This is a genomic window from Actinoplanes sp. NPDC024001 (assembly GCF_040638955.1).
Lineage (GTDB): Bacteria > Actinomycetota > Actinomycetes > Mycobacteriales > Micromonosporaceae > Actinoplanes.
In genome coordinates this window covers 1-12,294 of the sequence record NZ_JBEZZB010000235.1, presented here as the reverse complement: position 1 = coordinate 12,294, position 12,294 = coordinate 1, and the positions used below count along the sequence as shown (strand labels likewise).

The window sequence follows — 12,294 nt, the reverse complement described above, 5'->3', positions numbered from 1 at the left end:
CGCCCGGCGATCCAGGCGGCGGCCGCGGCGACGGTGAGGGCGGCGTCGCGCCAGCCGGGGGTGGGGCCGAACCGCAGCGACGCGAGACCGGCGACCACCGCGGCGGCGCCGAGCGCGACAGCGTGCTGCAGGGCCAGGTGCAGGGTGCGGCGCAGCGAATGCCGGATCCGCACGCCGGCGACGGTCACCGCGACCAGCTGGACGGCCATCGCCGGCGGTCCGCCCCAGGCCAGCAGGATCGCGAAGGTGAAGCAGATGGAGGGCAGGATGACCGCGCTGGCGCGGCGGCCGGGCACCAGATAGGGGCGGGCGTCGACGACGATCGCGAGCACGGCCATCGTCCAGAACGCGGGCGGGAGGCCGGCGAACGAGCCGGGGTCGGCCGCCCACAGGGTCAGCGCGCCGGCGACGGCGACGGTCGTCGTGATGAGAACGGTGCGCCGGTGGCGCGGGCCGGTCAGCTCGGAACCGGTCCGGACCGCCTCGGGGGCGGTCCGGAATCCAGGCATGCGGGGGCGAGCGGCATCCATGCGACCTCCACGATGGCCTCGATCACCGATCGCCTACACCATAGATCCATATGGTGTTTTTTGCTCTTAAGCACCTATGCGTTACTAAACCGTCATAAGCATCCAGACGTGATAACGGTCACGATTCGCCCAAACGGGTGACCAGCCTCAGGCGCCCTCGGCGACCGCGCGAGCCGCCTCCGGGCCGTCAGCGAGCAGCACCGCGAAACCCGCCTCGTCCAGCACCGGCACCTTGAGCGCGAGGGCCTTGTCATACTTGCTCCCGGGGTTGTCGCCGACCACCACGAACCCGGTCTTCTTCGACACCGAACCGCTCACCTTGCCGCCGCGCGACGTGATCGCCTCGGCGGCCTGGTCACGGGTGTGGCTGCCGAGTGTGCCGGTGACCACCACGGTCAGGCCCTCCAGCGGGCGCGGACCGGTCTCCACCCGCTCGTCGGCCATCCGCACCCCGGCCGCCCGCCACTTGGCGACGATCTCGCGGTGCCAGTCGACGGCGAACCACTCGCGCAGGCTGTCGGCGATGGTCGGGCCGACACCCTCGACCGAGGCCAGCGGGTCGACCACCTTGGCCTTGCGCTTGCTGCCCTCCGCCGGCTCGGGAGCGACCGGCCGGGTGGCCACCACCGCCTCGATCGCCTCCATCGAGCCGAACTCGCGGGCCAGCGCCTGCGCGGCGGTCGGCCCGACGTGGCGGATGGAGAGTGCCACCAGCACCCGCCACAGCGGGCGGTCGCCCTTGACGGCCGCCAGATTCTCCAGCAGCTTCACCGCGTTGGTGCCGAGGCTGCCGTCCTGGTTGACGAAGAACGGCGACCGGCGAAGATCCTCCTCGGTGAGCGCGAACAGGTCGCCCTCGTCGGTGACGATCCCGGAGTCGAGCAGCGCCTGCGCCGCTTTCCACCCCAGCACCTCGATGTCGAGCGCGTTGCGCGAGGCCAGGTGGAAGACGCGCTCGCGCAGCTGGGACGGGCAGGACCGGGTGTTGGGACACCGGATGTCGACGTCGCTCTCCTTGGCCGGCGCGAGCGGCGTGCCGCAGGCCGGGCACTCGGTCGGCATGACGAACGCGCGGGCGTCGTCGGGCCGCAGGTCGACCACCGGGCCCAGGATCTCGGGGATCACGTCACCGGCCTTGCGCAGCACCACCGTGTCGCCGATCAGCACGCCTTTGCGCACCACCTCCTGCGCGTTGTGCAGGGTGGCCTGGGCGACTGTGGAGCCGGCCACCTTCACCGGCTCGAGAATCGCGTAGGGCGTGACCCGGCCGGTGCGACCGACATTCACCGCGATGTCGAGCAGCTTGGTGTTGACCTCCTCCGGCGGGTATTTGAACGCGATCGCCCACCGGGGTGCCCGGCTGGTCGAACCGAGCCGGCCCTGGATGGCGACCGAGTCGACCTTGATCACCACACCGTCGATCTCGTGCTCGACGTCGTGCCGGTGCTCCGCGTAATAGGCGATGAACTCGCGCACGCCGGCCATGTCGTCGACCAGCTTCCACCGCTCGCTGGTGGGCAGGCCCCAGGCTTTGAGCGCCGCATAGGCGTGCGACTGCGAGGTGGGCGCGAACCCGTCGCGGGCGCCGATGCCGTGCACCACCATGCGCAGGCCGCGGGACGCGGTGATCCGCGGATCCTTCTGCCGCAGGCTGCCGGCGGCCGCGTTGCGCGGGTTGGCGAACGCGTCCTTGCCCTGCTCGACGAGCGAGGCGTTGAGGTCGGCGAAGGCCTCGGCCGGGAAATAGATCTCGCCGCGCACCTCGAGCAGATCGGGCACGTCGTCGCCGGTCAGCCGCTCCGGGATCTCGCGGATGGTGCGCACGTTGGGCGTGACGTCCTCACCGGTGCGCCCGTCGCCGCGGGTGGCGCCGCGGACCAGCCGGCCTTTCTCATAGGTCAGGTTGATCGCCAGGCCGTCGACCTTGAGCTCGCAGAGGAACTGGACCGGGCCGCCCGCGTCACGCGCCGTGCGCTCGGCCCAGGCCGCCAGCTCGGCGTCGTCGAAGACGTTGTCCAGCGACATCATGCGCTCGGCGTGCTCGACCGGGGTGAACAGCGTCGAGAAGGTGCCGCCCACATTCTGCGTGGGCGAGTCGGGCGTGCGCAGCGCCGGGAACTCGGCCTCCAGCGCCTCCAGCTCGCGCAGCAGCACGTCGAAATCGTGGTCCGAGATCGTCGGTGCGTCGAGCACGTAATAACGATATTGATGGCCGCGGATCTCGTCGGCGAGCTCGGCATGCCGGGCACTGGCCTGCGACGTCGGATCCTTGCCCGCCGCCACCTCCAGCTCGGGTGTGGACTCTTCGACCACAGACTTTTCCACCACCGAGAACCTCCGTGTCAGTGAACCTAGAAGGCACGGTAGTCCCCACCACTGACAAAAAAGTGTCTACACCTCGGCGATGCGGCGGCCGGCCTCCGTGCACGCCTTGAGCAACGCGCGGGCGTACCCGATGGGTGCTCCCGCCAGGCCGCAGGCCGGCGTGATCACCACCTGCTGCGGCAGGCGCGCGGCAGGAAAGCCCAGCCGGCTCCAGAGGCCGCGCACCCGCTCCGCGATCTTCTTGGAGTCGGGACGCGCCGTGCCGATGGTGGCCGCGGCGCCGGCGAAGATCCCCAGCCCGGCCTCGATCGCCTCACCCAGCGGGTCGAGGTCCTTGACCAGCGAGAGGTCGAGAGCGACCGCGGCCGCCCGGGCGTCCCGCACCAGCTGCAGTGGCAGGTCCGGCGCGCAGCAGTGCAGCACGACGGGCGCGTCGACCGCCTCCACCACGGTGCGCAGGCGCGTCGCGGCGTCCGGTGCGTCGACCTCGCGGTAGGCCGAGAGCCCGCTCTCGGTCGGCACCTGACCGGCGAGCACCGCCGGCAGCGACGGCTCGTCCAGCTGGAGCAGCACCGAGGCGCCCGGGACCCGCTTGCGGACATCGGCGACGTGCCGCCGCAGCCCCTCGGCCAGCGAGTCGGTGAGATCACGCACGGCGCCCGGGTCCCGCAGCATCCGGCCGCCGATCGGCAGGTCCAGGCCGGCCGCGAGCGTCCACGGGCCGGCCGCTTGGATCTTCAGCGGCCCGGTGTAGCTGTCGGCCTGCTCGGTGAGCTGGTCCAGATCGCGTTCCAGCAGGTCGGCCGTGCGGCGCAGGTCCTTGCCGGGCCGGGAGGCGATCTGCCAGCGGCCCGCGTAGAGCTGCACCGGCAGCTCCACCAGGAACCCGGCGCTCCGGCCGATCATGTCGGCGCCCGGGCCGCGGGCCGGCAGCTCGGGCAGGTGCGGCAGGTCGGGCAGCTCGCCGAGGACGATCCGCTGCGCCTCGGCGATGTCGGTGCCGGGCAGCGAGCCGATGCCGGTCGCGACGCCCGCCGGCCAGGGGAAGTCAGGCATGGGCGGACGCCCGGGTGCCCGCGGTGATCGTCGCCGAGCCGAGCACGACGTCGCCGGCCGGGTCCGGCCGGTAGGCGACGATCGCCTGCCCGGCGGCCACACCCCGAGCCGGGGACTCGAGCCGGGCGGTCAAGCCGTCGTCAGTGACGGAGACCGAGGCTGCCACCACTTCGCCGTGGGCCCGCAGCTGCACCTCGCACGACACATCTGTCGAAATCTCGTGCCAGATCGGGCGCTCGGCCCGCACCACGTCGACTTCCAGATCCTCGCGCGGGCCGACGGTCACCGTGTTCGTCACCGGGGTGATCGACAGCACGTAGCGCGGGCGGCCGTCGGCGGCGGGAACCCGCAGGTCCAGGCCCTTGCGCTGGCCGATGGTGAACCCGTACGCCCCGTTGTGGGTGCCCAGCTTCTCCCCACTGCGCCCGTCGACGATGTCACCGGGAGCCGAGCCGAGCCGGCTCTCCAGGAACCCGCGGGTGTCGCCGTCCGAGATGAAGCAGATGTCGTGGGAATCCGGCTTGTCGGCCACGGCCAGCCCGCGCTCAGCGGCCTCCGCCCGCACCTGCTCCTTGGTCGAGTCACCGAGCGGGAAGATCGCCCGGTCCAGCTGCGCACGCGTCAGCACGGCCAGCACGTAGGACTGGTCCTTCGCCAGGTCGACACTGCGGCGCAGCAGGCCGTCGGCGCCCAGCCGGGCATGGTGGCCGGTCACCACCGCGTCGAAGCCCAGGGCGACGGCCCGGTCCAGCACCGCGGCGAACTTGATCTTCTCGTTGCAGCGCAGGCACGGGTTCGGCGTGCGGCCCGCCGCGTACTCGTTCACGAAGTCGTCGACGACGCTGTCGTGGAACTCCTCGGCCATGTCCCACACGTAGAACGGGATGCCGATCACATCGGCGGCCCGGCGCGCGTCCCGGGAATCCTCCAGGGTGCAGCAGCCGCGCGCGCCGGTCCGGAACGTCTGAGGGTTACGCGCCAGCGCCAGGTGCACACCGGTGACGTCGTGACCGGCGTCACGGGCGCGCGCGGCGGCGACCGCGGAATCGACACCACCCGACATGGCCGCAAGAACTCGCATCCTCGAAGCCTATCTGGGCGTCTTCCAGGCCCCGGCCCGGCGGGCCCGCTCCACCGCGCCCGGCAGCGCCGCGAGCAGGGCGTCGACGTCGGCCGTGGTGCTGTCGTGCCCGAGCGTGAAGCGCAGCGAGGACCGGGCCCGGGCGTCGTCGGCGCCCATCGCCAGCAGCACGTGGCTCGGCTGCGCCACCCCGGCCGAGCAGGCCGAGCCGGTCGAGCAGTAGACGCCCTGCGCGTCCAGGAGCAGCAGCAGCGCGTCGCCCTCGCAGCCCGGGAAGGAGAAGTGCGCGTTGCCGGGCAGTCGCTCCGGCACCGCCCCGTTCAAGATCGCGTCGGGGACCGCCGCACGGACCCGCGCCACCAGGTCGTCGCGGAGGGCGGAAAGACGTGCCGCGCTCTCCTGCTGGGTCTTCACCGCGGCCTCGACCGCCGTGGCGAACGCCACCACGCCGGGAGTGTCCAGCGTGCCGGACCGCACGTCGCGCTCCTGGCCGCCGCCGTGCAGCAGCGGCGTGCACGGCACGTCCCGCCCGAGCAGCAGCGCGCCCACCCCGACCGGCCCGCCGACCTTGTGCCCGGTCACGGTGAGCGCGGCGGCGCCGCTGGCCGCGAAGTCCACCGGGATCTGGCCGATCGCCTGCACCGCGTCGGTGTGGAACGGAACACCCGCCTCAGCCGCCAACCGGGCCAGCTCGGCGATCGGCTGCACCGTGCCGACCTCGTTGTTCGCCCACTGGACGCTGACCACGGCGAGCTCGGCGCCGTGCTCGGCGATCAGCTCGGCCAGGGTTTCCGGCGCCACCCGGCCGGTGCCGTCCACCGGCAGCGAGGTCACCACGGCGCCCTCCTGCCGGCCGAGCCAGTCGGCCGCGTCCAGCACCGCATGGTGCTCCACGGCCGAGGCCACCACCCGGGTCCGCGCCGGCTGCGCCGAACGCCGCGCCCAGAAGATGCCCTTGACCGCGAGGTTGTCGCTCTCCGTCCCGCCGCCGGTGAGGATCACCTCGGAGGGACGCGCGCCGAGCGCCGCCGCGATCCGCTCCCGAGACTCCTCGACCAGGCGCCGGGCGCCGCGCCCGGCGGCATGCAGGGACGACGGATTGCCGACCTCCCTCGCCGCGGCGACATAGGCGTCGAGCGCGGCGGGAAGCATCGGCGTGGTCGCCGCGTGATCCAGGTAGGCCATCACGTTCAGCTTAGGCCGTCTTTCTGTGCCGGCTCTCTGCCGTCCACCGCTGAAGATCAAAACCATTCGACGTACGGGTGGGTACGGCCCCGTGGCTGTCCGGGCGACCTGGGTGCCACACCGGGCCGATCCGCCGCCGCCGGGCTGATGCGGTGGTCCATGTCACCCCTCGACCACCAGCAACCCGAGCCGCCCTCACCACCCCCACCCCCAGCCAGCCAAGCCGGCTGCCCCGAGGAGCAGACCTCCCCCGGCCGAGCCAACGCTAGACACCAGCCAGGCCAGCGAGCTGCCCCACAGAGCTGCCCCGACCGGCCCAAGCAACACTGAGCACCAGCCAGGCCACCAGGCTGCCCAACAGAGCCGCACCCCACCGACCCAAGCAACACTGAGCACCAGCCAGGCCACCAGGCTGCCCAACAGAGCTGCACCCGACCGGCCCACGCGACACCCAGCGTCAGCCGGGCGAGCGGGCTGGCGCGCAGGGCTGCATTCGAGCGGCCCACGCGACACCCAACGCCAGCCAGGCCAACGGGCCGGCACGCAGGGCTGCATTCGAGCGGCCCACGCGACACCCAACGCCAGCCAGGCCAACGGGCCGACACGCAGGGCTGCATTCGAGCGGCCCACGCGACACCCAGCGCCAGCCAGGCCAACGGGCTGACGCGCAGGGCTGCATTCGAGCGGGCCACGCGACACTCAGCGCCAGCCAGGCCAACGGGCCGGCACGCAGGGCTGCATTCGAGCGGGCCGGAGGGCGCTCGGCGGCGGCCGGGTGAGTGGGGGGCGGCCGGGGCAGGGCGCGGTGGGTGAGGGGACGTTGGGCGTGAGCCGGAGGGAAGGGGGGTGGTGGGGCGGGGGCGTTGGGGAGGGGAGGCACGGGCGGGGTGGCTGCGGTTGGGGAGGTGTGGGTCGTACCGGGAAGAAAGCGAACGGCCCGGCGGAGGACCGCCGGGCCGTTCGGGGAAGGGGGTGCTTACTTGCGCTTGCGGATCTCGTCGGCCGCCTGCGGGATGATCTTGAAGAGGTCGCCCACCACGCCGTAGTCGGCGAGTTCGAAGATCGGGGCCTCGGGGTCCTTGTTGACCGCGACGATGGTCTTCGAGGTCTGCATGCCGGCCCGGTGCTGGATCGCGCCGGAGATGCCGAGCGCGACGTAGAGCTGCGGCGACACGGTCTTGCCGGTCTGGCCGACCTGGAACTGGTGCGGGTAGTAGCCGGAGTCGACCGCCGCGCGGGACGCGCCGACCGCGCCGCCGAGCAGGTCGGCGAGCTCCTCGACCAGCTTGAAGTTGTCGGCGTTGCCGACGCCGCGGCCGCCGGAGACGACGATCGAGGCCTCGGTGAGCTCGGGGCGGGAGCCCTTCTGCTCGGCGACCCGCTCGACGACCTTGGTCAGCTTGTCCTGGTCGGACACGGCGACGGTCAGCTGCTCGACCGCAGGCGACGCCGCGGCGGGCTCGGGGGTGACCGAGTTCGGGCGGATCGTCACGATCGGCAGACCGCGGGTGACCTTGGACTTGACGATGGTGGAGCCGGCGAAGACCACCTGGGTGGCGGTGCCGTCGGCCTCGACCGCGACCGCGTCGGTGAGCAGGCCGTTGTCCAGCTTGACCGCCAGGCGACCGGCGATCTCCTTGCCCTCCTGGGTGGAGCCGAGCAGCACGGCGGCCGGCTGCACCCGCTTCACCAGCTCGGCGACCACGGTGGCCTTGGGCGCCACCAGGTAGCCGTCGATCTCGTCGCCCTCGGCGGCGTAGATCTTCTCGGCGCCGTACTCGGCGAGCTTCGGAGCGAGCGCCTCGGCGGCACCCGCGCCACCCAACACCACCGCGGACGGCGAACCCAGTCCACGGGCGATGGTCAGCATCTCGAGCGTGACCTTCTTGACGCCGAACGCCTGCGTGGCCTCGACGACGACCAGTACCTCAGCCATGACGAAAACCCCTTCTCAGACGAACTTCTCGGTGGCGAGGTACGCGACGAGCTGCTCGCCGCCGTTGCCCTCGTCGGTGATCTTGGTGCCGCCGGAGCGGGGCGGGCGCTTCGAGAACTCGATGACGGCGCTCGTGGCGCCGGCGAAGCCGACCTCCTCGGCGGAGACACCCAGGTCGCCGAGGGACAGGCTCTGCACCGGCTTCTTCTTGGCGGCCATGATGCCCTTGAAGGACGGGTACCGCGGCTCGTTGATGGTGTCCCAGACGCTCACGACCGCCGGCGTGGAGGCGGTGAGAACCTCGTAGCCCTCTTCGCTCTGCCGTTCGATGGTCAGCTGCGAACCGTCCACGGTCAGCTTCCGGGCGCCGGTCAGGGCGGCCACGCCCAGGCGCTCGGCCAGCATGTGCGGGACGACCTGCACGCGGCCGTCGGTGGACTCGGCGCCACAGAGGATCAGGTCGGCGTTGAGCTGGCCGAGGGCCGCCGCCAGCACCTTGGAGGTCGCCACCGCGCAGGAGCCGTGCAGCGCGTCGTCCTGCACGTGCACCGCCTTGTCGGGGCCCATGGAGAGCGCCTTGCGGATCGACTCGGTCGCGCCGGCCGGGCCGACCGTCAGCACGGTCACCTCGCCGCCGTGCGCTTCCTTGATCTTCAGCGCTTCCTCGATGGCGTACTCGTCCATCTCGTTGATGACGTTGCTCGCCGAGCTGCGCTCGACAGTGTTGTCGCTCGCGCTCAGGGTGCGCTCGGCACCGGAGTCGGGTACCTGCTTGACCAGTACGACGATATTCATCGCGCTCCTACGACCCTCCTGTATTGAACGCACCGTTGCGGTCGACCCTGTTCGCCGGCCGGCTGTGCCTGGCGGCGGACATGTCAGCCAGGTTACCCGTCAGTAGCTTCGGTGTTGCCGGCCACCCAGAGTGACACACCTCACCCACGGCCCGATCGAGATCGCTACAGTGGCGACGAGGAGGTGTCAGACATGTCCGGCCAAAACGCCTCGCTGGTGGACGGTACGAGTCCGCCTGCGTCCCATATTCCCCCACACCCCACCGACGTCGAGCCGCAGTCCCATGGTCGCGCCGGCCCGGACTCCCCGTGGTGCCGGTGCGGGCGCCCGCGCGAGGCCTGCGTCAGTGACGAAGTCCGCATTCTCTGGAACCACCTTCTCGACCCGATAGGTCAATAATCAGCGGGTGTTCGGTGGCCTGACGCAGTGGTTCGACCCGGCGCGCGAGTCCGAGCAGGGGACCACGCCGGATTACCGGTTCTCGCTGGCCAACGAACGGACCTTCCTGGCCTGGATCCGCACCGGGCTGGCCCTGATCGCCGGTGGCCTGGCCTGCGCGCAGTTCCTGCCGCCGCTGCCGGTGAACCATCTGCGCGAGATCATCGCGATCCTGCTGCTGGTGCTGGGCGGGCTGGTCGCGTTGCGCGCGGTCGACCACTGGGCGCGCACCGAGCGGGCCATGCGGCTGGGCACGGCCCTGCCGCGCTCGCGGTTCCCGGCGATCCTCGCCATCGTGGTCGCCCTGGGCGCGGTGGTCCTGGTGATCGCGGTGCTGATCCAGGTGTTCTGAGATGAGCCGGTGCCGCGTCCACTCCGGCGATCCGGGCGCCTGCCCGGCCGAGCCGCGTGACCCCGGCGCCTCCCCGGAGCGGACCCGGCTCGCCTGGCGGCGTACCGGGCTGTCCGCGGCGGCGGTGGCGCTGCTCGCCACCCGGCCCGCCTTCGCGCCCGAGGCCGGGCCCGCGCAGTGGCTGGTCGCCTCGGCCGCGATGATCGGCTGGGCGGCGATGGTGGCCGTCGCGCTGCACCGGGCCCGCGGCCTGCGAGCCCGTTTTCCGGCCGCCGCACCCCGGTCGGTACGCGCCTACGCGCTGATCGCGGCGACCCTCGCGGTCCTCGGTGGATGGGTTGTCATGCTCTGATCGTCGCCGACACGCCGTACGCGGGGCATCATTGCGGCATGGTCCGGTTGTTCATCTTTCTGGCAGCGGTGGCGCTCGTCCTGCTCATCCTGGCCCTCATCAGCGGCCTGGCGGCGGAACGCGTCCGGAACATGCCGCGCGCCCTGTGGATCCTGGTGATCCTTCTCATCCCCATCGCCGGTCCGATCGCCTACCTCGTGTGGGGCCGCCCGGTCGCCCGTGCCGCCAAGCGCCCGGCACCGCGCCCCTCCTCCCCGGACGACGACCCGGACTTCCTGCGCTCCATGGACACCGAGCAGTCCCGCCGCGAGCGCGACCTGCTCGACCAGTGGGAACGCGACCTCAACAAGGACGACGAGCAGCAGACCTAGGCGAGGTTCGAGCTGCGGGGATAGACGTCGGCCGGGTCCGTCAGGACGTTCACCAGGTATGGGACGCCGGCCTCGAAAGCGCGCCGCAGGGCCGGCCCGATCTCGGCGGACTTCTCGACGGTCTCGCCGGCACCGCCGAGCGCCCGGACCACCTCGTCGTAACGCAGACCCGGCTGCAGGTCGGCGGCGACGTCGTAGCCGTACATCGCGCGCATCGGGTGTTTCTCCAGGCCCCAGATGCCGTTGTTGCCGACCACGATCACCACGGGCAGCCGCTGCCGGGCCAGGGATTCGGCGTCCATCAGGGAGAAGCCGGCCGCGCCGTCGCCCATCAGGACGCAGATCTGCCGGTCGGGATAGGTGACCCGGGCGCCCATCGCATAACCCAGGCCGGTGCCGAGGCAACCGTACGGGCCGGGGTCGAGCCAGGTGCCGGGCTGGGCCGGCTCCAGGTAGCGCCCGGCGTACGAGACGAAGTCGCCGCCGTCACCGATGGTCACCGCGTCCGGGGCCAGCACCTTGCGCAGCTCGCCGTAGACCCGGGCCGGCCGGATCGGGTCGGTCTCGGCGGCCATCGCCTCGGCGTCGCGGGTCTGCGCGGCGTCCTCGGCCGTCCGCAGCCCGGACACCCAGTCCTCGTGGTCGGCCCGGTCGCCGGGATGCTCGGCGATGGCGGCCAGGATGCGCCGCAGGTCACCGGCGGGCGACACGGCCGGGGTCACGTGACCGGCCCGCTGACCGGGCTCGTCCACGATGTGCACCACCTGAGCCGCGCCGAAGTCGCCGAAGCCGAGCCGGAAGTCCAGCGGTGTGCCGACGACGGCGATCACGTCGGCCTCGCTCATGGCGGCCCGCCGGGCCCGGGAGAACGCCAGCGGGTGCCCCGGCGGCAGGGCCCCGCGGCCCATGCCGTTGGCGAAGACCGGCACCCGCAGCGCCTCGGCGGCGGCACGCAGCTCGGCCACCGCGTCGCCGGCCCAGACGTCCGAACCGGCGATGATCACCGGGCGTTCGGCGCCGGCCAGCAGTGCGGCGGCGCGGCGCACCTCGTCCGGATCGGCTTCCAGGACCGGGACGGCCGGAACACCCGGCTGGGCCGTCTCGGCGGTGGAGAAGAGCACCTCCACCGGCACGTCGAGGAAGACCGGCCCGCGGTGCGGGGTGAGCGCGGCGGTCAGCGCGGCGCCGATCTCACCGGGGATGTTCTCGGTGGCGGTGACCGTCGCCGCGTACTTGGTGACCGGGGCGACCAGCGGCACGTGGTCGAGCTCCTGGAGGCTGCCGGAACCCCAGCGGTGCGCCGGCGCCCGGCCGCCCAGCACCAGCACCGGCGAGGCGTTGAAGTGGGCGCTGGTCAGCCCGGAGATGCCGTTGGTCACCCCGGGACCGGCGGTGAGCACGGCCAGGCCGGGGCGGCGCCGCAGCTTCGCCACCGCCTCGGCGGCGAAGACCGCGGACTGCTCGTGCCGCACGTCGTAGATGCCGAAGCCGGACTCGTGGGCGGCCGTGTAGAGCGGGAACACGTGCCCACCGGAGAGGGTGAACATCTCGGTCACCCCGTAGGCCCGCAGTGCGGCGAGCGCGAGTTCCCCGCCATGGCCCTCGATCGCACCGGTCACGCGCTCACCCTTTCGTCTATCTCCAGCCGAGCAGTTCCGCCAGGTCCTCGAAGACGGCGACGGCGTCCTGGTCCAGCGGTTTGCCGTTGGCGTAGCCGTAGGCGAAGACCAGCGCGACGAGCGGCACCACGATCATCGTGAGCACGCTGAGCAGGATCTGCATCGCCCGCATGAACCTGCCGCGACCCCGTTTCGGGCGCGCGGCCTCCGGTCGCTGCTGCGGCGGCGCGGCGGCCACGGCCCGCGCCGACGCG

At 72.3% G+C, this 12,294-nt stretch carries 10 protein-coding genes and 2 pseudogenes; 3 read left to right on the top strand and 9 right to left on the bottom strand.

What is annotated here, in order from left to right; translation table 11 throughout:
- From AB0F81_RS47170 to AB0F81_RS47140, 7 genes and pseudogenes are all read right to left on the bottom strand, one after another.
- Window positions 1–530 (bottom strand): annotated as a pseudogene (locus AB0F81_RS47170) (GGDEF-domain containing protein); the annotation flags it as partial.
- A gap of 147 nt (window positions 531–677) precedes the next feature.
- On the bottom strand, window positions 678–2,858 hold the full coding sequence (gene ligA, locus AB0F81_RS47165; RefSeq protein ID WP_360210257.1) for an NAD-dependent DNA ligase LigA: 2,181 nt from the start codon (window positions 2,856–2,858) through the stop codon (window positions 678–680).
- Window positions 2,859–2,921: 63 nt separating this feature from the next.
- On the bottom strand, window positions 2,922–3,911 hold the full coding sequence (locus AB0F81_RS47160; protein ID WP_360210255.1) for a methionine synthase: 990 nt from the start codon (window positions 3,909–3,911) through the stop codon (window positions 2,922–2,924).
- The gene (gene mnmA / locus AB0F81_RS47155; RefSeq protein WP_360210253.1) at window positions 3,904–4,992 is read right to left on the bottom strand and encodes a tRNA 2-thiouridine(34) synthase MnmA; all 1,089 of its coding nucleotides are present in this window, start codon (window positions 4,990–4,992) and stop codon (window positions 3,904–3,906) included. The genes AB0F81_RS47160 and mnmA overlap by 8 nt, the downstream gene beginning before the upstream one ends.
- A gap of 9 nt (window positions 4,993–5,001) precedes the next feature.
- Window positions 5,002–6,177, bottom strand: a complete 1,176-nt coding sequence (locus tag AB0F81_RS47150; RefSeq protein ID WP_360210251.1) for a cysteine desulfurase family protein — start codon at window positions 6,175–6,177, stop codon at window positions 5,002–5,004.
- Window positions 6,178–7,153: 976 nt separating this feature from the next.
- Window positions 7,154–8,113 carry an electron transfer flavoprotein subunit alpha/FixB family protein gene (locus AB0F81_RS47145; protein WP_360210249.1) on the bottom strand — a complete coding sequence of 320 codons (960 nt, stop codon included), beginning with the start codon at window positions 8,111–8,113 and terminating at the stop codon, window positions 7,154–7,156.
- Window positions 8,114–8,128: 15 nt separating this feature from the next.
- On the bottom strand, window positions 8,129–8,908 hold the full coding sequence (locus AB0F81_RS47140) for an electron transfer flavoprotein subunit beta/FixA family protein (RefSeq protein ID WP_360210247.1): 780 nt from the start codon (window positions 8,906–8,908) through the stop codon (window positions 8,129–8,131).
- 406 nt (window positions 8,909–9,314) lie between these two features.
- Between AB0F81_RS47140 and AB0F81_RS47135 the strand changes: the two genes are divergently transcribed.
- From AB0F81_RS47135 to AB0F81_RS47125, 3 genes are read left to right on the top strand one after another with little or no spacing between them, the layout of a single operon-like run.
- Window positions 9,315–9,698 (top strand): DUF202 domain-containing protein, encoded by a 384-nt coding sequence (locus tag AB0F81_RS47135; protein WP_360210245.1) that lies wholly within the window; start codon window positions 9,315–9,317, stop codon window positions 9,696–9,698.
- A 1-nt stretch (window position 9,699) separates the two neighbouring features.
- Window positions 9,700–10,050 (top strand): DUF202 domain-containing protein, encoded by a 351-nt coding sequence (locus AB0F81_RS47130; RefSeq protein WP_360210243.1) that lies wholly within the window; start codon window positions 9,700–9,702, stop codon window positions 10,048–10,050.
- A 38-nt stretch (window positions 10,051–10,088) separates the two neighbouring features.
- Window positions 10,089–10,421 (top strand): PLD nuclease N-terminal domain-containing protein, encoded by a 333-nt coding sequence (locus AB0F81_RS47125; protein WP_360210241.1) that lies wholly within the window; start codon window positions 10,089–10,091, stop codon window positions 10,419–10,421.
- Here AB0F81_RS47125 and AB0F81_RS47120 read toward each other — a convergent pair.
- Together AB0F81_RS47120 and AB0F81_RS47115 are read right to left on the bottom strand one after the other, a co-directional pair.
- Window positions 10,418–12,040 (bottom strand): acetolactate synthase, encoded by a 1,623-nt coding sequence (locus AB0F81_RS47120; protein ID WP_360210239.1) that lies wholly within the window; start codon window positions 12,038–12,040, stop codon window positions 10,418–10,420. The genes AB0F81_RS47125 and AB0F81_RS47120 overlap by 4 nt on opposite strands.
- A 16-nt stretch (window positions 12,041–12,056) precedes the next feature.
- Window positions 12,057–12,294: pseudogene (locus tag AB0F81_RS47115) on the bottom strand (Hsp70 family protein); the annotation flags it as partial.